The organism is Mucilaginibacter koreensis (assembly GCF_054783355.1).
The window spans coordinates 1,039,170-1,064,833 of the sequence record NZ_BAAGQS010000001.1; the positions used below are offsets into that span (position 1 = coordinate 1,039,170).

Genomic DNA, 25,664 nt, shown 5'->3' on the forward strand with positions numbered 1-25,664 from the left:
AATCAAGTCGCTAATAATAAAAAGGCGGTTTGCTCAAGTATATTTAGAAAATTCTAAAATTTTATGTCTCGCTTTATCGGCTTATTACTGCTTTTCTTGTTATCCCTACTTACTATATTTAAAGCGCCGGCTTATCCGTTTTGGATTGCAGCCATTTTTGTAGCAGAGTATGGATGGCTGTTTTTCCTGTTTACATTATTGCTGATAATTAGCGGCATATGGATACAAAAATTTAAAGTTTTGGGGACGGTATTCGGCATTTTAGCTATGCTGTTGTTTATAAGCCCGGTCATTAGAGCAGCTATTATTGCCAAAACTCTAGGCGCTGAAATGAATGCATCTTTTCAGAACAGTGGAAATGTTTCAGAGAAGGCATTTAGTATAAAAGCACTATTTAACAGTGATGCAAAGACAACTTACCATACATTTACTTACACAAAAAATAGCGATACCAGTCTGACACTTGATTATTATCAATCATCAATCCAAGGCAAACGGCCATGTGTCATCGTCATTCATGGCGGTTCCTGGAGTGGGGGAGATAGCCAGCAGTTGCCTGAATTGAATAGCGTATTGGCAAAAGCTGGATACCGGGTCGCATCTATTAATTACCGTCTTTCGCCAAAATATCGTTACCCGTCACCTCTGGAGGACACCCGGCTTGCGATTAGATATTTAAAACGGCATTGCGAGGAGTTAGCTATCGACACTAACCAATTGGTATTGTTAGGGCGATCGGCAGGAGGGCAGATTGCTTTGATGGCTGCTTATCAATCGCCAGATACCGGCATTAAAGGTATAATTGATTTCTATGGCCCCGCAGATATGGTTTGGGGCTACTCAGCGCCCGCCAATCCATTGGTATTTGATTCGAACAAAATCATGGAGCGCTATTTGGGAGGCACCTATGCACAAGTGCCACAACAATACAGAAACAGCTCGCCGCTCGAATTTGTGAATGCACATACAGTACCTACTTTAATTATACATGGCGAAAACGATGTACTGGTAGCTTATGAACATAGCCAGCGCTTAAATGCTAAATTACAGCAATATGGTATCAAGCATTATTTTCTGACTTTACCATGGGCAACGCACGGTTTTGATTATAATTTACGCGGGCCTGGAGGGCAGCTCTCCACTTACGCAGTATTGAGATTTTTAGAAGCTGTAACTCATTAGCTTCACCTGGAAATAGCTTAAAACATTTTGTAAAGATTGCTTATTACTTATGCATAAATTAAATACTTACTACCATGAAATATGCATTTGTATTAGCCAGTAACGTTTACATCAGCCACCAGCCGGTAATCAGCTATGCGGATAATGATACTCAGACCGAATTTTTGCGCGTTACTTCTTATAAACCGAATAAGAAGCATGATGCCCACCATACTGCTTTAACTATCGAAGCCAACTTTAATGTAGAAGGTGGCCAACCTGTAAAAGTGAGCACTAATGATTTTGATAACATTACCGGTTACCACACCCATGCGGCAGATGATATACTTACTTTAAGCAAAAACAACGATGTTGTATTTGAAATTCACCAACTGCCCGAAGAAGACTTTTCATCTTTGCAGAGCCATATTTATAATGAAATTGAAGCTCAGGGTGCAGATGCTGTATTTATCATTCGTGGCAATTTTTGGGTAAACGGCCATCACATTATTATTGATAATGAAAAGCTTTTTGTGGATGATGATAGTTATGCTACCGGCGTAACCAACAACCACGAAGGGGTACTACTTAGCCCTTACGGTATACTTTCATAAACAAAACTATATAGATATAAAAAAGGCTTCAGTTTAACTGAAGCCTTTTTTGTTTAAGATGTATTTGAGGTTAATTTTTTACTTTAATCTTTCTTGGTGCAATATGCATCGAATCGAGCATCTTCACTTTCTGTTCTTCTTTTTCACGTTTCTTGAAAAAGCCCTTTAACAGAAAATTATGCTGCACAGCTTCTAAATCGTCATTCAGTTTTACAGAACTTTCCTGTAGGTTGTTTAAAGTGCTTTTCAACTGCAAAGCGCTTGGGCCATCATTTAATAGTACGCCAAGTGCATTGTCGGTGCTGTTTAATTTAGAACTGGCGCGATTTAAGTTATCAACCACTGTATTGGCTTTAGCTGATGCGGCCTGAAAATTATTAGCCGAAGCTTGCAAGCGATTGAAAACTGAAGTATCAGTAAACACCTTATCTGCTAATCCGCCTCTGGTGTTCACTTTAGCGCTAAAGCGATCCAGTTGCTGCGCCATTACCTGCGTAGCTTGTGTAGTGTTCTGTAAATTCTGCACAATGCCTCTGAATTTATAGGCCATAGCCGAGTCAGTCATTAAAGCGCCAACTAAACCTTTACCTTCTACAATCTGCTGGCTTAATTTTTTAAAATTGCCCGTAATGGCTAACAGGTTTTGATTGTTCTGCTGTAGCGTTTTCATGATATCATCGGTTGATAGCATGGTTTGCGCTTTAATTAAATCACCATCCTGAATTTCAGGTGCGTCAGCGCTGCCACCATCCAGTACGATAATTTTGTTGCCGATGAAACCTTCAGAACCAATGCGGGCGCCGGTATTACGGTGAATATACTTTTGTACAGCACCATCTACGTTAAATTCCACATCTACCTGATGCGTACCCGTAAAAGAAATTTTCTTTACCGTTCCAACTTTAACCCCCGAAAACCATACATTATTACCTTTAATCAGGCCTGATACATCTGAAAAGCGGGCGGTGATATGTAATCCTTTTACAAAAGTTTTTTGCTGGCCGCCAAGGGTAAACACGCCAACTATCAAAATGGCAAGCCCGATAGCTATAAATAAGCCAACGATGGCTGCTCTTCCGTTACTTGAACTACTCATGTATTAATCAATAAAGTTATATTCATAAAAATGTTTTACTCGCTCATCGTCCGTATTAAACACCTCATCAAACGTTCCCTGGCGTTTAAACTGGCCGTCTAATAGCATTGCTATGCGGTCACCGGTGGTTTTAGCGCAGGTTAAGTCGTGGGTAATTATAATGGATGACGTATGAAAGCGTTCTTGAACACGATTAATTAGGTTGTTAATTTCAGTTGATGTAATAGGGTCAAGACCAGCGGTTGGCTCATCATACAGCATAATTTCTGGCCTTAAAATTAAGGTACGGGCAATACCGATACGTTTGCGCTGGCCACCTGATAGTTCGGCCGGCATCTGGTTAATGGTTTGCAGTAAACCTACCGCATCCAACACCCGCTCGGTCATTTCCTTTACTTCTTTGCGCTTTAAGTTTTTTTGGTTGCGCACCAACGGAAACTCCAGGTTCTCGCGTACGGTCATACTATCGTATAACGCGCTGTTTTGAAAAGAGAAGCCAATACGGCGGCGCAACTCTGTCAAATCCTGACCAGATATGTTATTCATATCATACCCCAGTACATTTACATTGCCGCTATCTGCTTTCAGCAATCCGGATATAATTTTGATCAGTACAGACTTACCAGTACCTGAACGGCCCAGTACAACCAGGTTTTCCCCTTGATGTAATTTCAGGTCGATGCCCTGCAACACATGATAATTGCCAAAGGATTTTTGTAATCCTTTGATATCAATAACCGGATTGTTGTAATCTATATTGGTGTTTTTCTTTTCCATAAAGATTATTTTATCTGAACCAGCCGGTAATTTGTACAATAATAATTTCTTCAATAAACACCAGGAACATGGCCGTAACTACTGCCGAGTTAGCAGCTTTGCCTACACCAGCCGTCCCGCTTGATGAATTCCATCCTTTATAACAGCCCACAATACCAACAGTGAAACCGAAAATGACACACTTGATAAATGACGAATAAAAGTCTATGAAACCAAGTGGCTGAAACACCTGCTGCATAAAAGTGCTGTAACTGGTACCCTCGTTTTGGGCTACGTTAAGATATCCACCCAATAAAGCTACAAAAGCTACATACATAGCCAGAATGGGGATACTTACAGTTGTGGCTAATACCCTGATACAAACCAAATACTTAAAGGGTTTGGTACCTGAAACTTCCATCGCATCAATTTGCTCGGTCACCCGCATGGAGGCAATTTCGGCACCGATACTTGAACCTACGCGCCCTGCCGATATTAAAGCGGTAATGAGCGGAGCCAAGGCACGCATGATAGCTATAGACACCAGCGAGGGTAACCATGATGTAGCGCCAAATTGTGATAACGAAGGGCGGGACTGCTTGGTAAATATCAAACCAACAATAAAACCGGTTAGCGTAATCAGTGCAAGAGAGCGAACACCAATCTGGTACAACTGCCTGATGAGTTCTCTGAATTCGTAAGGTGGGGTAAACGCCTCTTTAAAAAAACGCAAAATAAACTGATATACATCATAAACACCTGCAAAGGTATCTATGAACTTGTCTTTCAACGAGGGTTTGTTATCAGGTGCAGTTGTGCTGCTGTTTTGGTTGTCCATCAAGGGTACTGTAAATACGCGTAATATGCTGTTGTTTTGCTGTACACACTACAAATGTTGCCGAGTGTTGTTTTGCAAAGCTGTAGTACCTACGTAAAAATTGTGCATATAATTTTCGGCATAGGCATTCAGCTGCAAAAATACGCCTGTAAACGGTTTATGAAAATTAATACTGACATTTTACTGTTAAATGATGTTAACATTAAATGAGCGATGGATATTAAAATTTAACTTAACTTACACCCATCCTAAATTTAACTCAAATGAGATTGAATAAAACATTTTATCCACTTGCCGTTGCCGGAGCGCTGTTAGCGTTTTCACAAACGGCTTGCACATCCACTTCTTCCAATCAAACCATGAAAGACAGTACCACAGCGGGACAATTGCCAAAGCCTGACGGTTTTAATCAAACCAAGGAAGGTAAGAAAGTAACCTTATTTTATTTGAAAAATGCCGGCGGAGCACAAGCTGCCATTACTAACTTCGGCGGCCGTTTGGTAAGCCTGTTGGTGCCATCAGTATCGGGCAACACCGTTGATGTGGTAACCGGCTTCAATGATGTTGATGGTTACGAAAAATCTTCAACCAATTATTATGGTGCACTGATAGGCCGTTACGGTAACCGCCTGGCCAATGGGAAGTTTAAGTTGGAAGGAAAAGAATACTCCATACCGACCAATAACGGCCCCAATGCCTTACATGGAGGCAAAACCGGTTTTGACAGCCATGTATGGGATGCTAAACAGCTGGATGATCATACCCTGGAATTAACCTATGTATCAAAAGATGGTGAGGAAGGCTTTCCGGGAACGCTTACTTCAAAAGTTATATATGAATTAACTAATGATAACGCGCTTAAAATTACCTACGAAGCTACAACAGATAAACCTACGGTTTTAAACCTCACCAATCACTCGTATTTTAACCTCAACGGTTGCGGTGCAGGTACTATATTAGAACATACGCTAAAGATTGATGCTGATCAGTTTACACCTGTGGATGACAAATTAATTCCAACCGGTGAATTAAAAGTAGTAGAAAACGGACCTTTTGATTTTAGAAAGGCAGCCACCATCGGTTCAAGAATTAATGAGGGCGACCAGCAGCTCATCTTCGGTAAAGGATATGACCATAATTTTGTATTAAACAAACATACCCTTCAAATACCTGTCATCACTGTACAAGGCGATAAGAGTAAAATAAAAATGGAGGTGTATACCGATCAGCCAGGTGTGCAGTTTTACAGCGGTAATTTCATGAAAGGCGATTATACTTTCAAAAATGGAGTAAAGGATAGCCTGCGAACTGCATTCGCATTGGAAACCCAACACTTCCCGGATTCTCCGAATCATCCCTCATTTCCAACCACAGAATTGAAACCGGGCCAAACTTATAAGAGCATTACTATTTATAAGTTTTATAAGCAGTAGAAAGATATAACATAAAAAAGGGACGCTTTAATGGCGTCCCTTTTTTGTTTAGTGGTAATTACTAAACAAAATCTTTAAAAGATCATTATTACAAATACGTCAATACACAATACATATGAACGCCTACCAGGAAAAATGGATCCAAATAACAAATAATGCCAATGTGCCCAACTGGAAAATTTCTGCGCAAGGAGATGATATTTTAGTTGCTATACCCGAAACGCATAGCGTAAGCACAGTAATGGAAAACCTGCCCGATGTACTGGCTACGTTATCATTAGATATTGATTTGCCTAAAGAGCGACTTAAATTTATATTACAAAATGGCAGGGAAGTACACGAGTATGTCATTAATCCTACCGATGCAGATTTAAATACAGCCAAGCATTATTAATCAAGTTTTGCCTTAGTGGATACAGCCGCCACACATAATCCCATTACTGCAATCAGGGTAAATGAAACGCGCAAACTAAAAGCACCAGCCAGAAATCCAATGATGGGCGGCCCTGCCAAAAATCCGGCAAAGCCAATGGTTGAAACTGCTGCCAACGCCATACCGGGCGACATGGTTTTCGATTTGCCGGCTGCACTGTAAATGAGCGGCACTACTGATGATACCCCAAAACCCACCAGCAGGAACCCTGCCATTGCAGTATATAAATAAGGGAATAACACCGCTATAAATAAGCCCAATGCAGTAAGCAAACCACTTACCTGCAAAGTGAATTTTATGCCGAAACGGTGGGCAAAGCTGTCGGCTACGAAGCGGCCGGTAGCCATGGTGCACATAAATGCAGTATATCCGGCACCCATCCAGGCGCCTTGAGCCAACACAATTTTCTTAAAATAAATAACGCTCCAGTCAAACATAGCACCTTCGCATATTAATGAGCAAAAGGCAATCAGGCCGAGTTTTATCAGCGATTGGTCGGGCATCACAAAAGCAGGGCCGCTGTCTACCGGGCCTTTATCATTTGCTAATGATTTAACACTGAATACAACACCTATAATACTTATGCCCATTATCAGCATAAAATGATAGGAGGGAATGATGCCTTTACCAATCATCAAAGTGCCAATGCCCGCACCTGCAAAGCCTGCAAGGCTCCATAAGCCATGAAATGATGCCAATATTGGTCGGCTGTATAAATGTTCTGCGGCAACTGCTTGTGTATTTACCGCAATATTTACTGCGTTACTGGCAAAGCCAAATAGAACAAGGCATATAACAAGCACAGGCACAGTGGTTGCAGTTCCTAAGCCCACCAGTATAATACTATAAGCAACCAGTGCGGTTACCAGTAAATTACGACTGCCTATCTTACTGATAATCCATCCTGAAAAGGGGAGTGATAGCATTAACCCCACAGGAATGGAAAACAGTATAGCTCCTAATCCGGCATCAGATACACCTAAATGCTGTTGTATGGTAGCAATACGTGATGCCCAGCTGGCAAAGATCAGTCCGGCGCAAAAAAACATGGTGCCAACAGCTATCCGTAATACCAGTCTGTTATTTATTGCTAATGTATTTTTAGCCATGTTCAAAAGTGTATGAATTACACTAATACAAAAATAGGCAATTTGATTGACAAAGGTATAAGTTCAACAATTACATCACTTATTGTAAACACCATAAAGTTATAAAGGCACACAAAATTATCAGTTGTATGTAGCATAGATTATACTTTTATAACATCATGCGTACAATTAAAAAAATACATCAAGCGGTATATTCACCCATTGCGGATTTGGTAACTTACAGGGCGCTTCCAACCGCTTCAGTTCAATATATCGACCCTTTTTTGTTTTTAAACCATCACGGGCCGCAGGTTTACCCACCAAATAACAGCGGACTGCCCTTCGGCCCACATCCGCACCGCGGTATGGAAACGGTAACGTTTATCCTGGATGGTGATATCGCTCACAAGGATAGCAGTGGCCACGAAAGCGTAATCACCTCAGGTGGTGTACAATGGATGCGTGCGGGGCGAGGATTAATTCATGCGGAAATTTCTTCTGATGAATTCAAGCAGCAGGGTGGCCCAATGGAAATACTTCAACTTTGGATTAATCTGCCCGCCCGTCTTAAAATGTCTGAACCTTTTTACATTGGCAAGCAAAAAGCCGAAATACCGGAAATACCGCTTAGCCAAGGGAAAGTAAGGCTTAATCTCACATTTGGTGAATGGGAAGGAACTCAAGGAGCATTTAAACCAGAAATTGATATCTTTTTATGCACCATCTACATGAACGACGAAGGCGACATTACTCTTCCTGTTCCTGTTGAGCATAACATATTTTTTTATGTCATTACAGGAGAAGTAACCGTTAACGGCACTGCTGCAAAAGCATTACAATTAGTTGAATTTAACAACGATGGTAACGAAGTAACTATTAAGGCGGATGTAAACAGCGTCGTGCTATTCGGGCATGCCGAGCCATTTAATGAGCCGGTAGTATCTCAAGGGCCCTTTGTGATGAATACAGAACAGGAAATAAAAGAGGCCTACGATGATTATCGGAGGGGAAGGTTTGGTACTTGGGACCACTAATACACCAACCAGGTTATAATATAAGCCTTTAAAACTTGCTTGTTTAGAAACTCTTATCTGTTTAGTATGTTGATATTAACTAATAATTAATTATAACAATATGGAAAAGTACGCAGATTTGAATTTACAATACATAAATGGCGTTTGGCGGGAAGGCAAAACAGAAGATGTAATTGAAAACCTGAACCCTTACGACAATAGTTTAGTGAACAGTTTTAAAGCAGCAGGTAAAGATGATGTGGATGAGGCTTTTGCCGTAGCCAAAGAGGTATCAAAAACCTGGGCAAAAACTTATCCTTTGGTACGCCGCGACTTGATGCTGAAAGCTGCTGAGCTTCTATTACAGCGAAAAGACGAACTCGTCGAATGGATTATCAAAGAGGCCGGTGGCACTCATTTAAAAGCACAGGTAGAGATTACACAGTCATATAACATGCTGATAGAGGCGGCTGGGTACCCTACACGAGTAAACGGCTTAACCATCCCGTCATATACCGAGGGCAAGGAAACCTATGTATTTCGTAAAGCGCTGGGTGTAGTGAGCATGATAAGCCCCTGGAATTTTCCTTTATACTTATCCATGCGTACCATTGCGCCGGCTATTGCAGTAGGTAATACGATTGTTATTAAACCCGCATCACAATCGCCGGTTACCGGCGGTACCTTCATCGCAAAACTTTTTGAAGAAGCCGGCGCACCAGCCGGGGTATTTAACTGCGTTGTTGGCAAATCGGGTGAGATAGGTGACTATTTCGTAGCGCAGGAAGCATCAAGGCTGATTTCATTTACGGGCTCTACACCAGTAGGTAAGGGTATTGGTAAAATTGGTGGCGAGAACCTCAAAAAATTAGCCCTTGAACTCGGTGGTAATAACGCAATGATTATTCTGGACGATGCCGACGTAGACCGTGCTGTAGATTCCGCCATATTTGGCCGTTTTATGCACCAGGGACAAATCTGTATGTCAACCAACCGCATATTAGTGGCCGAGAATATTTATGACGAATTTAGAGACAAGTTTGTGAAACGCGCTGCCGCTTTACCTTTCGGTGACCCATCGGATAAAAACACCATCATCGGTCCGCTGATTGATCAAAAAGCTGTAAAGCACGTGCAGGATTTGATAGAGCGCTCAGTGCAGGCTGGTGCCAAACTCGAAACCGGCGGGAATGTACATGGCAATGTAGTAGAACCTACTGTACTTTCTGATGTGACCAAGGATATGCCGATTTTTCAGGAAGAAATATTTGGACCGGCAGTGGGCTTAGTGAAATTTAAGGACGATGCTGAGGCGCTTGATTTAGCAAATGGTACACAGTTCGGCCTGAGTGGCGCACTGCACACACGCGATTTACAAAGGGGTATACAGTTTGCCAAACAGGTAGAAACTGGTATGATTCATATTAACGACCAATCTGTAAACGATGAAATGAATACTCCGTTCGGCGGTGAGAAGAACTCTGGCGTAGGCCGTTTTGGTGGCGATTTTATTTTAGATGAACTTACTACTGTACAATGGATCAGCGTTCAGGTAGAACCACGGAAATATCCTTTTTAAATTGAGACAACCATTATTTCACAAGGGCAGCTTAATCGCTGCTTTTGTTTTTTACATACTGATTGAATACTTTATCCAACACATTAAGTTTCATAAATATCAACCACAAGGTAAACAAATGTTTTGGCTTGCCTGTATCTTACATGGCACATTCACAGCTTGTGTCTGATCTACTTAATTTGAAAAATACTTAACATCACTATATGAGTACCACTACGCAGTATTTTAAGCAAAACAAACCCTTACATAAGCAAACGATTGTTATTACCGGTGCATCAAGCGGTATTGGCCGGGCTACTGCACTGGCATTTGCCAACCACGGTGCCAAACTGGTACTGGCGGCCCGCCAGAAAGAAGCGCTCGATGAAGTGGTATCGGTTTGCGACCGCTTAGGGGCCAAAGCAATAGCTGTAGTTGCTGATGTAGGTGATGCCCAAGCGGTAAAGCAATTGGCGAAAGACGCCTGCCTGTTTGGAGGCACTATTGATGTTTGGGTGAACGTGGCCGGTATTGGTGCGTTAGGTGAATTCAATTCTATCCCGATTGAAGTGCATGAGCAAATAGTGCGTACCAATTTGTTGGGTTACATCAATGGTGCACACGCAGTTTTACCTTGTTTTAAAAAGCATGGCTCGGGTATTATCATCAATGTAAACTCGGTAGGCGGCTTTGTTGCGCTGCCGTATTCGGTAGGATATGCAGCAAGTAAATTTGGCGTTCGTGGGTACTCCGAAGCGCTGCGCGGAGAATTACAGTGCTACCCCGGAATACATATATGCGATGTTTACCCTTCGTTTGTTGATACGCCGGGACCGGCACATGCTGCCAACTATACAGGTAAAAAATTGAAGCCGATGAAACCTGTTACGCCTACATCAAAAGTAGCGAATACTATAGTCAAACTTGCCCAGGAGCCTAAAGGCAGTACTTTAGTAGGAGGGATGGCTTACCTGGCGCGTTTAAGCGCGCTGTTTGCTCCAAACATCACGCGTTTTTCGCTGGTGAAAATTATGGATTACTACTTTAAACAGGCAGAGCCGGTGCCCGTAACCAACGGCAGTATTTTTGAGCCCACAGGTGAAGATAATAAGATATCCGGCGGATACACCTCCAAAACCAAAACATCGTCTAAAGCAGTAAAAATTGCAGGCCTTGCCGGTTTTGCAATCGGCGGATTACTTGCATTAAGGAAATGGATGTAATGCTGTGATTTGCAATATATTCACTGCATTATAAAAAGATTTTCCTTTAATTTAAAAGCAGAAGTTCTACTCACTTCTGCTTTTTTTATGACTAAAAATTTTTTATTCAACTTTTTAAATGCATTTTTAGGGGACTAAACAATAAGATTAAACCTAACGCAGTTTTAACCCAATAAAACAGTAATTAATTTAATTAACTAATGGCGAAGAATAAAACCTTCAGATGGTCGGATGAGTGTGAACCGCATAAAGGCCGTACAAAATCTATAATAAAACAGCACCCCGAAATTCGTGAGCTGATTGGCCGTAATCCTTACACTTTTTTAATCATACTGGGATGTGTAGCCCTGCAGGTAGTACTGGCTTATGTATTGAAGGATGCCGCCTGGTGGATTAATGTACTGGTGGCCTACTGTGTTGGAGCCTTTGCTTGCCACACTTTGTATGTTTGCATCCATGAGTGTTCCCATAATTTGGTATTCAAAAACAAAACACTCAACCTTATAGCCGGCATGACCGCTAACTTGCCATTGTTATTACCAAGTTCAGTATCGTTTCAAAAATATCATTTAAAACATCACTCATTTCAGGGTGTTGAGGCGCTCGATGCAGATATGCCTTTCCATTGGGAAGCCCGGCTGATTGATAATTCAGCTTTTGGAAAAGCCGTATGGTTGCTGTTTTATCCTGTGTTTCAGGCACTTCGTCCATTCCGTTTAACCAAAGAGATTAAATTATTTGACCGCTGGACAGTGGTAAACTGGGTAGTTGAAATTGCTTTCGTGGCAGCGGTTGCCTATTTTTTAGGAGCAAAAGCTATTGTATTTTTATTATTGAGCTTCTTCTTTTCAGTAGGCTTACACCCACTGGGTGCACGTTGGGTGCAGGAGCACTTTTTAACCCATGGCGAACAGGAAACCAAAAGTTACTATGGCCGCTTAAACGTAGTTAACCTGAATGTAGGTTATCATAACGAGCACCACGATTTTCCATCTATTCCGTGGAACAGGTTACCAAAGATTAAGTCGCTTGGAGGTAAGCATTACGAAGATTTAGGATATCATACCTCTTACACCGGCTTGCTGTTTAAGTTTATATTCAACCGGGAACTGTCTGTGTTTTCACGTACGGCGCGTTCAAATCGCGGTAAAGAAGGCTCAGGTGCAATTAAAGCGCCTCGTACTTCATCTTTACCGAAAGATAACGTTGAAGCTGCTTTGTAAAGCCCTTTTATAAAATTAAATACAAAAGGCCTGATGTCATTACATCAGGCCTTTTGTATTTTAAGATATGATTTCAGCAACTAACACTCCCCGTCAGTTGCACACGCATTCCCTTCCTGATCTGCCTGTAAAGCAGGTAAACCCTCGGCGTAAGCTTTTTCAAGGGCTTGCAAAAATACAGCAGAAGGTTGAGCGCCCGAAACTGCATATTTATCATTCAGAACAAAAAAGGGCACCCCTCTAATGTTTAGCACTTGGGCTTCGTACATATCTCTGCGCACCGCATCAGCGTATATATTTTCAGCTAAATCTTTCCGAAGCGTATCTGTGTTTAAGTTGAGTTGTTCACCTATATCGATTAATACATTAGTATCGGCAATGTTTTTTCCTTCATGAAAATAAGCTTTGAACAACAATTCCTGAGCTTCGTTACCTTTACCATTCTCATCCGCTGCATGTGCAAATTGGTGAGCCGTAAAAGTATTGGCCACAACAGCGTCGTCCATGTGATATTCTAAACCTACCTCGGCTGCCATTTCGGTTACCTGTTGGTTAAGCTGTGCAGCATAATCTATGGTCCAACCCTTAGCTTCAGCAAGATACTCGTTGATGTTGATATTTGTATTGGTAACCAAATCAGGGTTTAACTGAAAACTTTTCCATTGTATATCTACTTCATCCCGGTGTTCAAATTCGGTCAGTGCCTGCTCAAAACGGCGTTTACCAATGTAGCAAAAAGGGCACTGTATATCAGACCATATTTCTATCTTCATTCTCGTTAAGTAAATTTGATAAAGGCTAAAGTAAGATAACTTGAATTAATAGTGGTTTTTGTAATGTAAAAATCCACTTCGGGTTTTTAAGGTATAGAGTAATGATAAATAGGTGCGTTTAAGCCCTCACTGGTGGTATAATAACTTTTGCCGTCGGGTGCAAAGCCAATAGCTTCGCCTTGCTTTTCCTGCTCGTAAGGCAGCTCCTGGGCTTTGCGCATCATGGCTTGCCATACAGGTTCCTTTCCATTACGCTTCCAGTAATATACTTTTACGTAACTCTTTAACAGAATTTGACTGCCATCTTTAGCTATATCTCCGGCTACAATCCACTTTAAGGGTTGCAGACCTTTAAAATGCAATTGGCAGCGGGGTATTAGTTTTAAAGTATCATTAGCTTTAAAATCAAGCGGGGCGGTATATACCGTTACGTTCCCGGTGCGCTTCGTTACAATATACAGCAGCTTCTCAACCGGATCAACCATCATTGCCTCCGCATCATGGGGCCGGTCAGGGTATACAAGATGTACAGGCACGGTATTAACAGTGCTATAGGTGCCTTTTGCATAAAGTTCACTTTCATCAAAACGATATACGGTGATAAACCTGCGGTTGGCACCATTGTCGCCTATATCGCCCATGTACAAATAACTTTTTCCAGCTTCCGGGCCTGGTCCAACCGCCATTTCTTCACAGTCTTGCACCCCTAATGCGCCGCCGGCAGTCCCCTGAAAGTGATAGGTTGTCTTTAAATGTCCTTGCGCGTTAATGGAAAAAAAACGACTGCTGTCGCCACTGTCATTGTGCACATAAAAGGTATTCGGGTACACAGATGAAGCTACCATATCAGAAACTTCGTTCATTTCTGCATTGTCAAGCTTGCCGGATATAGGTGGATGACCCTGCCGCTTGGTTTTGGCATAAGCAATAGCAAACCAAATTAGTGTAACAGCAATAATGATTCGTTTTTTGGGGATTCTTTTCATATAGGGTAGCAGCCTTCTTTGCATCGGGTTTTGTATAAACGAAGACTTCATAAATCTATTTTATGTTTGTATCTATCCGTGTTTTATTAACGTTAGTAAATATATACACGGTAAATTAAGTGAGTCAAAATTCGTAATTTTACTCAACGTTACTGCTCAAATTTTTTTTACCTATGGAAACCACAGCAAAACACTATAAGTTCATTAATGTAAACACTGGCAATGCCATTTACTATTATACCATAAATAGTGAACTTGATGCATCACAAACGCAGCAGCAGCTGGAAACCATTAAGGCGGAGGTAGCAGTATCAAACGGCGTTTTTTTTGATAATATATACTGGGAAGAAATCAAAGACGAGGCGTATTAATTAATTTTTTTCATCAATTCCCTTGTTTCTTCCACCGTTTAAAAAGATTGTTTTGTTTAGTATTCTGCTATCGCTGATAGCAGTGCTGTCGCGCTACCCTGCGTTTATTGAGCACTATTATACCCACGGCCTGTTTGTTTACATTTCTTCTCTGTTAAGGCTGGTACTCAATTATATTCCGTTCAGCGTTGGAGATATCGGTTACCTGGCTTTAGTTTTATGGGTTTTGTACAGTTTAATTGCTTGCATCAAATTAGCTACAAAGCGCAAATTTAAGCAGGTTGGTTCAAGGTTGCTGAATGGTATTTGGGTAATACAATTGCTTATTTTGATGTTCTACATATGTTGGGGCTTAAATTATTCGAGGTTGCCCGCATATCAGGTACTCAATCTGCGCGATACCGCTTACAACATGACTGATGTTAAGCAAGTAGCTACTCAACTGATAGATAGTTTAAACCGCAGCCGCTCCGATCTTAAAGCGGCTGACTGTCATCAAAGCAATAATCAAATCTATACCACTGCCGCAACAGCCGTAAATGCTTTGAAAAATAGAGAACTTCACCTTTCGGGCTGGAACCCTAAAGTAAAAAAATCATTATTTACACCGTTGATGAATTATATGGGCACTTCGGGATATAATAATCCGTTTACAGGCGAAGCTCAAATGAATACGCAAATGCCCTTGTTTGACCGCCCGGTCACTGCTTGTCACGAAATGGCGCATCAATTAGGTTTCGCCCGAGAAGATGAGGCTAATTTTTTAGGTTTTTTAGCAGGCATTCATTCTGCTGATGCGTTGCAGCGCTACTCAGCTTACTATTTAGCCAGCCAGGAGTTTTTATTTTACCTGCACCGGCGCGATAGTGTACAATATAATCTGTTCAGACAGCAGTTATCGCCGCAGGTAAAAGATGATTTTAAAGCTGATAGCGCATACTGGTCTAAATATGAAGGCCGGATGGAGCGCATTACGGGTATATTTTACAATGCATTTTTGAAAGCCAACAAACAACCGGAAGGTTTACGTACTTACAACCGCATGATTGTACTGACTATGGCTTATTACCGTAGGAGAAAAACAATCGGTAGCTGATAGAGGTATTACAGCTGATTATTACCTCCGCATCAATTAAGGTTACTATATTTGCCTCCATGTTACGTAAAGCAATTGCCTATGTTTTAATAACTGCGCTGTTAGCAGTTAATTGCGGGCGTTTTTTTGCGTATGCAGGCTACGAGCTAAACAAAAATTACATTACCACCAAACTTTGCGAAAATCGCAGCCGCCCATGGTTGCATTGCAATGGTAAATGTTACCTGATGAAAAAGCTGAAGCAAGCCGAAGAAAAGCAGAACAGCACAGAAAAAGAATCGCAAAAGAATCTTTTTCAAGAAGCTTTCTTTGCTGCCCAGCCTAAAGTAGTATTTTCATCACTACTTATTCAGGTGATTAACGCTCCGTACTGCGAAGCAACGCCCGAATCTGTTCCCGCCGCTATTATACATCCTCCCCAGCTTTCATAAAGTATTACCTCCAATTTCTTAATTAATGCGTCGTAACATATCAATGCAGCAGTGTTGATTGTGGTTAGGTTCTGCATTATAAGTATTTTCTATCCGCTTACTTAATTGCAAATAGTGGCTTTACTATGCCATGTAATATTTTATGAAATTATTTTTTACTTATTTGCTGCTGCTTACCGGCTTGGCCGGCTATGGTCAGCAAAATATAAAAGGTACCGTTACCGATGGTATCACTCATGAGTCGTTGGCTGGTGCCACTGTAGTATTGGTTGACACAGCACAGCATTCACAAATCTCTGCCACTACCAATACTGAAGGCCGCTTTAATTTGAACGGTCGGGGTGTTCAACTCAAAATCAGCATGATGGGTTATACTTCTGTAACCTTAAATGGCCCATTCAGAAATACATTAAACATACAGCTCAGCCCTTCGTCTTTAAGCCTTCAACCCATTGTGGTATCTGCCAGCAGGGAAGGGCAGGCCCGGCAGGATGCGCCAGTGGCCATCAGCAAAATTTCGCCAACTACCATTAAAGATACCAAAGCAACACAGGTTTATGAATTACTGAATAAAGTAGCCGGCGTAAACACTGTAAACCTGAATGCTGAACAGCACATGATGCAAATACGTCAGCCCATTACTACCCGTGCGCTGTATCTATACATGGAGGATGGGTTGCCCATCAGGCCGGTAGGTATTTTTAATCATAACTCGTTATATGAAATTAACATGGCAGGTGTGCGCGATATTGAAGTAATTAAAGGCCCAGCTTCATCATTATACGGCAGCAATGCGGTTGGCGGAGCAGTGAACTTTATTACGCAGGGCCCACCATCTGATTACGCCGGATATGTAAGCTTGCAAGAAGATAGCTACCATTACCGCCGTGCAGATGCAAGCGGAGGTTTCACCTCTGGTAAGTTTGGCTTGTACGCAGGCGGATATCTGGCCAAACAAGATCATGGCTGGCAAGATTATTCTGATTTTAACAAAAGCTCAGGTACTATCAAAACCACCTATGCTATTGATACAAATACGCACCTAACTGCTAAAGCATCGTATAATTATTTATATACCCAAACACCGGGAAGTTTAGATAGTGCGCATTTTTACAGCCAGGGATACAGCAGCAACCAAAAGTTTGCTTACCGGAAAGTTGAAGCTTTCAGGGCAGATGCCAGGCTGGATCATATTTGGAACAGCAAAAATTACAGTTTCTTAACTGTTTTTTATCGTAATAACTCTACAGCACAATTGCCCAGTTATTACATTTCAGATGTTCGGAGTACTACAGGACAGTACCTGCGTTCAACAGGACAGGTAAACGATCAAAGCTTTCACAGCTTTGGTTTGCTGGCCCAGCATCGTATTAACTTCAGCTTTCTAAATTCTCGTTTAATTGCCGGGGTATATGTGGACGACAGCCCAAGTTCATTTTACGCGAAATTTCTGAATATAAAGAAAGACGCAGCTACCAACTACTACACGGGTTATACCAATACAGATTCGTTGATTGATGACTACCGTATAAAGCTGCTTAATACCGCCGCTTATGTGCAATATGAATTACAACCAACCGCTGCCTTGCGTATAGTTACCGGCCTGCGGTATGATAGGGTTTTTTATGATTTTGACAATAATCTGCCTGCCAACCGCACCAAATACAAGCAGCAGCAAATCAACAGCTTTAATGTACTTGCCCCCAAAGCCGGCTTTACTTATAATCTCGGTAACAACAATGGTTTTTACGGTAATTTCAGTGTCGGTTTTCAGCCGCCTGAAACGAGTGATCTGTACAGTTCGAGACAGTTAAAGCAAGTAGGGCAGGCCACTTTTTATAATTATGAACTGGGCGGATGGATATCATCATTTAATAAAAAATTATACTTCGAGGTAAGCCTGTATGATATGGAAGGCCGCAACGAAATTGTAAGTGTTTTACAGCCCGATAATACTTCACAGAATGAAAATGCAGGCGCTACACGCCATAAAGGTATTGAGTATACACTAACCTATGCCCCGGCAAAGTCAATATTATTACGGTTCAGCGGTACCAATGCTCAACATACTTACATCACTTACAGCAGTACACAAACTATCGGCGGCCAAAACACTACGATATTCTACAATGGTAACCGCATGGTTAACGCACCGGCCTGGATTGCCAATGCCGAGGTTACGTATAAACCTTCTTTTTTTAGCGGCTTCAGGGCAGCATTAGAATGGCAGCATATCGGCAAATATTTTAAAGATAATGCCAACACCAAAACTTATGAAGGTTATGATATATTTAACCTGCGCACAGGTTATGAGTTTAAGGGAACAGCTGTAAAAGGTTTAGGTATATGGCTGAACATACTTAACCTCACCAATCGCCTCTATGCAACTAACGTAACCAGCAGTACCTATTCGGATACTTATTATGCGGCACCACCACGCATAACCACTTTGGGTATCAGTTATTCATTTGCTAAACATTAACACAATGGAACAAACCAAATCATCAACAATTGAAAATAAGCCAAAGTCAAGCGCTTGGGTTAAGCGTTTTTACAAATGGCACCGCATTTTAGGCCTTGTTGCATTGGTTCCGGTTATGATGTGGACGTTAAGTGGTACATTACATCCGCTCATGTCTAACTGGCTAAGGCCATCTATTCCCAATGAGGTGTTCAAGCCCAAAAGTTTAGCTCAGTTAAAATCCGATCTTACGCTTCAACGAGTACTCGAGGTTAATGGAATATCATCCATTCGAAATTTTGGCCTGGTTAATTTCAATCAGCATACTTACTATCAAATACTGTTGCCTGATAGCACTTATCAGTATTACAATGCCGATAATGCCCGCATTCTGCCGGATGGTGACAGGCAATATGCTATATATTTAGCCCGCTATTTTGCAGGTGATCAAACCTCAAAGCTGGCCAATGTAACGTTGCAAACCCAGTTTGATGATGTTTACCAACCTATCAACCGTTTACTGCCGGTATGGAAAATCAGTTTCCTGCGCCATGATGGAATGGATGTTTACATTGAAACTGCTCAAAGCCGGATGGGTACATTTAATAATAACACCCGTAAAAGCTTTCTGTCGTTGTTCAAGCAACTGCACACCTGGGGGTTTTTAGCTGCCTGGGGCGAACCGTTACGTATTGGTGTATTGTTGGTACTGGTGGGCGCCATGATATTTACATTAATCAGCGGACTTGTAATTTATGGGTTGCTCTGGAACCGGTTCAAAGCCATAACCGCAAAAAGAAAGCAAGAGGGGACACCGGATAGGCGTTTTACGCATCGCTTTCACCGGCAGTTAGGGCTCATTGTGTCTTTGGTAATGCTTACATTTACTACAAGTGCTTTTTTCCATTTGATGGTTAAGTTGCATAATTATCAAGAAGACGGTAACCACTATGCACAAACCATATCGGTAAATCATTTGAAATTTTCAAACCTGAATTTACCAGTTGCAGATAGCATGATCAGCCGCATGGCACTGGCAACTGTTAACCAGAAAAATTACTATCAAATTACTACTAAAAGCAAGCAAACGCTATATTTTGATACCCAAACCGGCACTGAATTAGCCAACGGCGATCGGTTGTATGCTGTATGGTTAGCCAATTATTATCGCAATACGCCCAATGCAACACCCCAAAACATTACCCTAACAAAGCAGTTTACAACAGAATATGGTTTCATCAATAAGCGCTTGCCTGTTGAAAAGGTAAGTTACCCGCAGCACGAAGATTGGTATATAGAAACCTCATCGGCCAAACTGGCTACAAAAGTGGCCGGCATTGACAGGGCAGAAGGATTTTCGTTTATCTTTTTGCACAAGTATTTTGGCATGACCTGGGCTGGTAAAGACGTACGCGATATTGTTTCCATGCTGACTGCATTTGGTATTTTTATGGCGTCAGTGTTTGGCTTTGCCGCATTTTTAAAAAGTAAAACTTAACAACTATGAAAAACCTGATAGTATTTATAATCATATTGATAGCTGCATCAGCCTGTCATCAGCAAAGGAAGCCTGCTGCCCGCCGCTCAGATAAAGCTGCACCAGTAGCTGCTGCAGTACAATACACCTGCCCGATGCATCCTGATGTGATTAGCCGGAAGCCGGGTGTGTGTCCAAAGTGTGGAATGGACTTGGTAGAAAAGGAGTAAAGCAGTAAATGTGAATAAGTTTTTGCTGCCCAGTGCTAATTGCTGTAAACAAAAGCAGTACACATATGTTGAACTCTAAACTTAACATTCACCAAGACATAATTTTTTGATACTATGGCAGCAAAAAAAGAAGAGCATAGCGGCATCACCGCTTACTCAGTAAAAACCAAAACTAAAAACGTACCGATGCAAGATGCGGTTATCGATGTAAAATCAGGCCGATACATTGCCACCGGTAAAGACAGTGAAGGCAATAAAATGGCAGCTATATTGGGTAAAGCCAAAGCAGAAGAGCATATTAAAAACGGCAATGCTAAAAAAGGCAGCGGCTGGAGTTAATCTTTACTATTTTGCAAATAAAAGAAAAGCGCCTGTATATTCTACAGGCGCTTTTCTTTTATTTGCTATTTTTTTTAAGAGTTTTTAATCAGAATAGTTTCCAATACTTTAGTGACGTGCTCACACCGGTCGGTAGCTTTCTCTAATGATGCGAGAACATCTGTATGCTTAATCATCTCCAACGTTTCCATTTGGTCAGACAGCAACTGATTTACTGCTTTGCTATGCAATTTGTCTGCATAATCCTCGTAGTTGCGTATGGTTTCGCAACCTGCTGCAATTGCTTCAGCCTGCTTTAAATCATGCAGCATCTGTATTACTTTCTCTAATTCACTGCAGCAATCCGAAATTACACCAGCCAGTTCTTTCGCAAAGGGTGTAATATCATTCTCTACATACAAATTAATACGCCTGGCCGAAACATCAATCATATTCGAAGTTTCATAGATAGCTAAAGCCAAATTACACATATCATTACGCTCGAAAGGAGAAACAAATGATCGGCTGGAAACCGCGTAAATCTGTTGCCTCAGCTCGCTCGCGGTTGCATTTAACCTGCTGATGTGGTTAAACATAGGGCGACGGTCTTCAGCATTATCTGTATTTAACGCTTTATATAGTAAACCGGCCATCGCCATGGTGTTGCTGGCCGACTGATTAAACAAGTTAAAAAAAACCTGATTAAAATCAGGCATGAATAAGTTCCAAATGTTTCTTTTCATAACGGCTTATATCCCGCTAATATAAAATTTCAATGTTAACTTTTTGTTAACTCGTGATATTATCATAAAAGCTTATCCTGTTTAAGCTAATTAAAGCACTATTTTAAATGTAACCAAAAACTTACTTCAAATTCTTTAATTTTTTTTGGCTTGTTTTAATGTAATATGATAAAAGTTTTTAAGTTTGAAAGTATTATAAACCTCAATATTGCGCAGGCACATCTTTCTGCTGTGTAATTTGATTTTTCATATTAAGTTTTAATGGACAGAAGAACCGCAGTACGAAATCTGGCATTGGTAATTGGTGGTGCGTTGGTATTACCAGCCTGCGACCGCAAAGCCGGTCAAGCTTCTATAGCGCTTAAGAAAGTGAATTTAGATGCCTCTGACGAAGCTTTGATTGCCGAAGTTGCAGAAACCATTATACCTAAAACAGACATACCCGGCGCCAAAGACTTAAATCTGCATCAGTTTATCATGAAAATGGTTGATGATTGCCTGAAAAAAGAAGACCAGGATGCGTTTATGGCTGGCATAAAGGATTTCAGTGCGGATGTAAAAAAGGTATACAATAAATCATTTGCTGAATTGCCGGCCAAACAACGCGAAGAATATTTAACGCGCTTTGAGCAGCCCGATCAGCCAAAGTCTAACCTGACTGCGTTTTATGGTACTACCAAGTGGTTAACTGTATATGGCTATACCAATTCTAAATTTTTCATGAATAAAGAAGTTGTTTATGAATTGGTACCCGGCCGGTACAATGGTTATTACCCTGTAAGTAAATTGAAGGAAAAACACAGATATGCCTCTTCTTAATATAGATAGTGCAAAAAATAATACCTATGACGCCATTGTTATCGGCTCAGGTATAAGCGGTGGCTGGGCAGCTAAAGAGTTAACGGGTAAAGGCCTGAAGACTTTAGTACTGGAGCGTGGCCGTGATGTAAAGCACTTACGCGATTATCCAACGACCAATATGTACCCCTGGGAGTTTCCGCACCGCGGTACCATGCCCATGGATATACAGGAAGCCAACCCTTCTATCAACCGTTGTTATGCATTCCACGAGGATGCCGCACACTTCTTTGTTAAAGATACCGAGCATCCATACCGGCAACCTAAACCTTTTGATTGGATTCGGGGTTACCAGGTAGGAGGTAAGTCGTTACTATGGGCCCGTCAAACGCAGCGATGGAGCGACTTTGATTTTGAAGGACCGGCCCGCGACGGTTTTGCTGTAGATTGGCCAATTCGTTACAAAGATTTGGCTCCATGGTATAGCTATGTAGAAAAGTTTGCCGGTATTGCTGGTAACCGAGATGGTTTAGCTGAGTTGCCGGATGGTGAATTTCTACCTGGCTTTCCTTTAAATGCGGTTGAAGATTATTTTAGCAAACATGTTAGTGGGAAATATAACGGACGGCATGTCATAAGTGCACGCTGTGCCCACTTATCGGTACCCCAAGCTATCCATTTTGAACAAGGGCGCGCACAATGCCAAAAGCGGGTGCTCTGCCAGCGGGGATGTCCATTCGGTGGTTATTTCAGCAGTAATTCAAGCACCATTCCCTGGGCAGAAAAAAGCGGTAAGATGACGCTTCGCCCATATTCTGTAGTACATTCTATATTGGTTGACGAAAAAACCGGCAAAGCTACAGGTGTGAAAGTCATTGATGCCAACACCAAGCAAGAACTGGAGTTTTATGCAAAAATCATTTTTGTTAATGCCGCGGCCTTAAATACAAACTTGATACTACTCAATTCGAAATCAAGCCGTTTCCCTAACGGTTTGGGTAATGATAGTGGTGTGCTGGGTAAATATGTGGCGTTTCATAATTATCGTGCCCGCATCAGTGCCGAACACGGTGGCCACAATGATTTAACCACAGATGGGCGCAACCCGGCTGGTGGTGGTTATATTCCCCGCTTCCGCAATGTTCATAAGCAGGAAACCGATTTTTTACGTGGATACGCCTGTGGTTTCAGTGCTTATCGTGGTTTCAAATCCGCTGAACATGGGGTAGGTGCTAATTTTAAAAATAGTTTGAATAACCCTGAACTGGGCGGATGGCGCGTAGGCTCGCACATGATGGGCGAAACCATACCTAAAGAAACCAATTTAGTAAGCCTGGATGGCAGTAAGAAAGACGCCTGGGGAATACCCCAGTTAAACATCAATATTGCTTATGATGATAATGATGAAAAGATGATCAAAGATTTTCATGAGCAAATGACGGAAATGTATACCTCAGCGGGCTTTACCAATATTCAAACTTATGACAGCAAGCAGGCTCCAGGTTTGGATATTCATGAAATGGGCGGCGTACGCATGGGTAAAGACCCCAAAACTTCAATGCTAAATGAATGGAACCAAATGCATGCCTGCAAAAATGTGTTTGTAACAGATGGTTCGGCAATGACATCTACTTCGTGCCAGAACCCATCGCTTACTTATATGGCGCTTACAGCACGCGCTGTTGACTATGCAGTTAATGAACTCAAACGCATGAATGTTTAACCAACACTTAAAATATATTCACAATTATAGGTGTGGATAAAAAACGATCAGATAAAATAAAAAAAAATGTATTTGATACATTTATAATAATTACTAATTCATACATTTAGACGAACTAACCAAAACAAACTATTTTCCTATGCCAGCAAATACTTATGATGCGATTGTAATTGGATCAGGCATTTCGGGTGGATGGGCTGCAAAAGAGCTTACCGAAAAAGGCTTGAAAACCATTGTACTGGAACGTGGCAAAAATATTGAGCATATCAAAGATTATGTGAACGCCAATAAAGCGCCGTGGGAGTTTCCTCACCGTGGTGGCCGTACCCAGGAAATGATTAAGGATTACCCTGTTTTAAAGCGCGATTATCCGCTTAATGAAACCAACCTTGATTATTGGACCAACGAAAAAGAAAGTCCCTATGTTGAAATTAAGCCTTTCGATTGGTTTCGTGGCTATCACGTAGGTGGGCGCTCACTAATGTGGGGCCGCCAGTCATACCGCTGGCACGATACCGATTTTGAAGCTAATTTAAAAGATGGTATCGCAGTAGACTGGCCTATCCGTTATAAAGACTTAGCTCCATGGTACAGCTATGCTGAAAAGTTTGCCGGTATTTCTGGTAACCGCGATGGTGTGCCTATCCTGCCCGATGGTGATTTTATGCCACCAATGGATATGAACGTTGTGGAAAAAGATGTTGCTGCACGTTTTAAGCAACATTATAAAGACCAGCGCCATTTCATTATTGGCCGTACAGCTAATATTACCGTTCCACATAATAATCGTACTAATTGCCAGTATCGTAATAAGTGCTGGTTGGGCTGTCCGTTCGGCGCTTATTTTAGTACACAATCAGCTACATTACCGGCTGCTGTAGCTACAGGTAATTTAACATTGCGTCCGTTCTCAATTGTAAAAGAAATTATTTACGACAAGAATACCAAAAAAGCAAAAGGTGTACGCATTATAGATGCCGAAAACCACAAAACTTACGAATATTTTGCAAAAATCATCTTCGTAAATGCTTCTGCGTTAAACTCAACCTGGGTGTTGATGAATTCAGCTACCGATGTTTGGGAAGGCGGCTTAGGCAGCAGCAGCGGCGAGTTGGGCCATAACATTATGGATCACCACTTAAATGTTGGCGCATCTGGCCAGGTAGATGGTTTCTTGGATAAATATGTATTTGGTCGTCGTGCCAATGGTATTTATATTCCACGCTACCGTAATTTAAATGGCGAAAAACGTGACTACATCCGTGGTTTTGGTTACCAGGGTGGTGCAAGCCGCGAGCGCTGGAGCCGTGACATTCCTGAAATGAGCATTGGCGCTAACTTTAAAGACGAACTTTCTGAACCAGGTGGCTGGACCATGGGTATTGGCGGTTTCGGTGAAACTCTGCCTTATCATGATAACAAAATCAGCTTGAGTAAAACCAAGAAAGACGCATGGGGCTTACCAGTACTCGAAATTGATGCCGTTATTCGTGACAATGAAAAGAAAATGCGCATTGATATGATGAACGATGCCAAAGAAATGCTGGAAGCTGCTGGTGTTAAAAATGTGAAAACTTACCAGGACGAAGCCGTTTTAGGTAAAGGTATTCACGAAATGGGTGGCGCTCGTATGGGCCGCGATCCAAAATCATCAGTGTTGAACGAGTGGAATCAGGTTTGGGATGCCAAAAACGTATTTGTTACTGATGGTGCGGCTATGGTTTCTTCAGCCTGTCAAAATCCATCGTTAACTTATATGGCCTTAACCGCACGTGCTGCTGCTCATGCCGTTGAGGAATTGAAAAAAGGTAACATCTAATT

25 protein-coding genes are annotated in these 25,664 nt (G+C 41.6%); 18 read left to right on the plus strand and 7 right to left on the minus strand.

Going from position 1 to position 25,664, the window contains the following annotated elements:
• The first annotated feature begins 63 nt into the window (after positions 1-63).
• Both ACYVNW_RS04610 and ACYVNW_RS04615 read left to right on the plus strand, forming a co-directional pair.
• Positions 64-1,182: an alpha/beta hydrolase fold domain-containing protein gene (locus ACYVNW_RS04610; RefSeq protein WP_460678669.1), complete on the plus strand. Its 1,119-nt coding sequence runs from the start codon at positions 64-66 to the stop codon at positions 1,180-1,182.
• Between the two features lie 74 nt (positions 1,183-1,256).
• The gene (locus ACYVNW_RS04615) at positions 1,257-1,775 is read left to right on the plus strand and encodes a hypothetical protein (protein ID WP_460678670.1); all 519 of its coding nucleotides are present in this window, start codon (positions 1,257-1,259) and stop codon (positions 1,773-1,775) included.
• 70 nt (positions 1,776-1,845) lie between these two features.
• Here the strand turns inward: ACYVNW_RS04615 and ACYVNW_RS04620 are convergent, their stop codons facing one another.
• The 3 genes from ACYVNW_RS04620 to ACYVNW_RS04630 are packed head-to-tail and all read right to left on the minus strand — an operon-like array spanning position 1,846 to position 4,465.
• A complete protein-coding gene (locus ACYVNW_RS04620; protein WP_460678671.1) occupies positions 1,846-2,871 on the minus strand; it encodes an MlaD family protein in 1,026 nt (341 codons plus the stop codon).
• Positions 2,872-2,874: 3 nt separating this feature from the next.
• Entirely contained in the window at positions 2,875-3,648 is a 774-nt protein-coding gene (locus ACYVNW_RS04625; protein WP_460678672.1) for an ABC transporter ATP-binding protein, read from the minus strand.
• Positions 3,649-3,658: 10 nt separating this feature from the next.
• Complete coding sequence (locus tag ACYVNW_RS04630; RefSeq protein WP_460678673.1) at positions 3,659-4,465, minus strand: MlaE family ABC transporter permease; 807 nt, start codon at positions 4,463-4,465, stop codon at positions 3,659-3,661.
• A 263-nt stretch (positions 4,466-4,728) separates the two neighbouring features.
• Here ACYVNW_RS04630 and ACYVNW_RS04635 point away from each other — a divergent pair, with 263 nt between their 5' ends.
• Together ACYVNW_RS04635 and ACYVNW_RS04640 are read left to right on the plus strand one after the other, a co-directional pair.
• The gene (locus tag ACYVNW_RS04635; RefSeq protein WP_460678674.1) at positions 4,729-5,898 is read left to right on the plus strand and encodes an aldose epimerase family protein; all 1,170 of its coding nucleotides are present in this window, start codon (positions 4,729-4,731) and stop codon (positions 5,896-5,898) included.
• A 115-nt stretch (positions 5,899-6,013) separates the two neighbouring features.
• Positions 6,014-6,292: a hypothetical protein gene (locus ACYVNW_RS04640; protein WP_460678675.1), complete on the plus strand. Its 279-nt coding sequence runs from the start codon at positions 6,014-6,016 to the stop codon at positions 6,290-6,292.
• Here ACYVNW_RS04640 and ACYVNW_RS04645 read toward each other — a convergent pair.
• On the minus strand, positions 6,289-7,440 hold the full coding sequence (locus ACYVNW_RS04645) for an MFS transporter (RefSeq protein ID WP_460678676.1): 1,152 nt from the start codon (positions 7,438-7,440) through the stop codon (positions 6,289-6,291). The two genes, ACYVNW_RS04640 and ACYVNW_RS04645, sit on opposite strands and share 4 nt — an antisense overlap.
• A 158-nt stretch (positions 7,441-7,598) precedes the next feature.
• Between ACYVNW_RS04645 and ACYVNW_RS04650 the strand changes: the two genes are divergently transcribed.
• The 4 genes from ACYVNW_RS04650 to ACYVNW_RS04665 all read left to right on the plus strand — a co-directional run bounded on the left by ACYVNW_RS04650 (position 7,599) and on the right by ACYVNW_RS04665 (position 12,436).
• Positions 7,599-8,453, plus strand: coding sequence for a pirin family protein (locus ACYVNW_RS04650; RefSeq protein ID WP_460678677.1), 855 nt, complete (start codon positions 7,599-7,601; stop codon positions 8,451-8,453).
• Between the two features lie 100 nt (positions 8,454-8,553).
• Positions 8,554-10,011, plus strand: coding sequence for an aldehyde dehydrogenase family protein (locus ACYVNW_RS04655; protein WP_460678678.1), 1,458 nt, complete (start codon positions 8,554-8,556; stop codon positions 10,009-10,011).
• Between the two features lie 203 nt (positions 10,012-10,214).
• Complete coding sequence (locus ACYVNW_RS04660) at positions 10,215-11,213, plus strand: SDR family oxidoreductase (RefSeq protein WP_460678679.1); 999 nt, start codon at positions 10,215-10,217, stop codon at positions 11,211-11,213.
• 200 nt (positions 11,214-11,413) lie between these two features.
• Positions 11,414-12,436 (plus strand): fatty acid desaturase, encoded by a 1,023-nt coding sequence (locus ACYVNW_RS04665; RefSeq protein WP_460678680.1) that lies wholly within the window; start codon positions 11,414-11,416, stop codon positions 12,434-12,436.
• Positions 12,437-12,516: 80 nt separating this feature from the next.
• Here the strand turns inward: ACYVNW_RS04665 and ACYVNW_RS04670 are convergent, their stop codons facing one another.
• Together ACYVNW_RS04670 and ACYVNW_RS04675 are read right to left on the minus strand one after the other, a co-directional pair.
• Positions 12,517-13,209: a DsbA family oxidoreductase gene (locus ACYVNW_RS04670; RefSeq protein ID WP_460678681.1), complete on the minus strand. Its 693-nt coding sequence runs from the start codon at positions 13,207-13,209 to the stop codon at positions 12,517-12,519.
• An 86-nt stretch (positions 13,210-13,295) separates the two neighbouring features.
• Positions 13,296-14,195, minus strand: coding sequence for a hypothetical protein (locus ACYVNW_RS04675; protein WP_460678682.1), 900 nt, complete (start codon positions 14,193-14,195; stop codon positions 13,296-13,298).
• Positions 14,196-14,368: 173 nt separating this feature from the next.
• On the opposite strand from ACYVNW_RS04675, the gene ACYVNW_RS04680 reads away from it, so the two are divergent.
• From ACYVNW_RS04680 to ACYVNW_RS04710, 7 genes are all read left to right on the plus strand, one after another.
• A complete protein-coding gene (locus tag ACYVNW_RS04680) occupies positions 14,369-14,566 on the plus strand; it encodes a hypothetical protein (protein ID WP_460678683.1) in 198 nt (65 codons plus the stop codon).
• A 52-nt stretch (positions 14,567-14,618) separates the two neighbouring features.
• On the plus strand, positions 14,619-15,662 hold the full coding sequence (locus ACYVNW_RS04685; protein ID WP_460678684.1) for a DUF3810 domain-containing protein: 1,044 nt from the start codon (positions 14,619-14,621) through the stop codon (positions 15,660-15,662).
• Between the two features lie 59 nt (positions 15,663-15,721).
• Complete coding sequence (locus ACYVNW_RS04690) at positions 15,722-16,093, plus strand: hypothetical protein (RefSeq protein ID WP_460678685.1); 372 nt, start codon at positions 15,722-15,724, stop codon at positions 16,091-16,093.
• Between the two features lie 142 nt (positions 16,094-16,235).
• The gene (locus ACYVNW_RS04695) at positions 16,236-18,575 is read left to right on the plus strand and encodes a TonB-dependent receptor domain-containing protein (protein ID WP_460678686.1); all 2,340 of its coding nucleotides are present in this window, start codon (positions 16,236-16,238) and stop codon (positions 18,573-18,575) included.
• A 4-nt stretch (positions 18,576-18,579) separates the two neighbouring features.
• Positions 18,580-20,052 carry a hypothetical protein gene (locus ACYVNW_RS04700; protein ID WP_460678687.1) on the plus strand — a complete coding sequence of 491 codons (1,473 nt, stop codon included), beginning with the start codon at positions 18,580-18,582 and terminating at the stop codon, positions 20,050-20,052.
• A gap of 5 nt (positions 20,053-20,057) precedes the next feature.
• On the plus strand, positions 20,058-20,261 hold the full coding sequence (locus ACYVNW_RS04705) for a heavy metal-binding domain-containing protein (protein ID WP_460678688.1): 204 nt from the start codon (positions 20,058-20,060) through the stop codon (positions 20,259-20,261).
• Between the two features lie 114 nt (positions 20,262-20,375).
• Entirely contained in the window at positions 20,376-20,600 is a 225-nt protein-coding gene (locus tag ACYVNW_RS04710) for a hypothetical protein (RefSeq protein ID WP_460678689.1), read from the plus strand.
• Positions 20,601-20,674: 74 nt separating this feature from the next.
• Here the strand turns inward: ACYVNW_RS04710 and ACYVNW_RS04715 are convergent, their stop codons facing one another.
• On the minus strand, positions 20,675-21,322 hold the full coding sequence (locus tag ACYVNW_RS04715; protein ID WP_460678690.1) for a DUF47 domain-containing protein: 648 nt from the start codon (positions 21,320-21,322) through the stop codon (positions 20,675-20,677).
• 261 nt (positions 21,323-21,583) lie between these two features.
• On the opposite strand from ACYVNW_RS04715, the gene ACYVNW_RS04720 reads away from it, so the two are divergent.
• From ACYVNW_RS04720 to ACYVNW_RS04730, 3 genes are all read left to right on the plus strand, one after another.
• Complete coding sequence (locus ACYVNW_RS04720) at positions 21,584-22,141, plus strand: gluconate 2-dehydrogenase subunit 3 family protein (RefSeq protein WP_460678691.1); 558 nt, start codon at positions 21,584-21,586, stop codon at positions 22,139-22,141.
• A complete protein-coding gene (locus tag ACYVNW_RS04725; protein ID WP_460678692.1) occupies positions 22,128-23,843 on the plus strand; it encodes a GMC oxidoreductase in 1,716 nt (571 codons plus the stop codon). Before ACYVNW_RS04720 ends, ACYVNW_RS04725 begins: the two co-directional genes overlap by 14 nt.
• Positions 23,844-23,982: 139 nt before the next feature.
• On the plus strand, positions 23,983-25,662 hold the full coding sequence (locus ACYVNW_RS04730; protein ID WP_460678693.1) for a GMC oxidoreductase: 1,680 nt from the start codon (positions 23,983-23,985) through the stop codon (positions 25,660-25,662).
• Positions 25,663-25,664 lie beyond the last annotated feature (2 nt).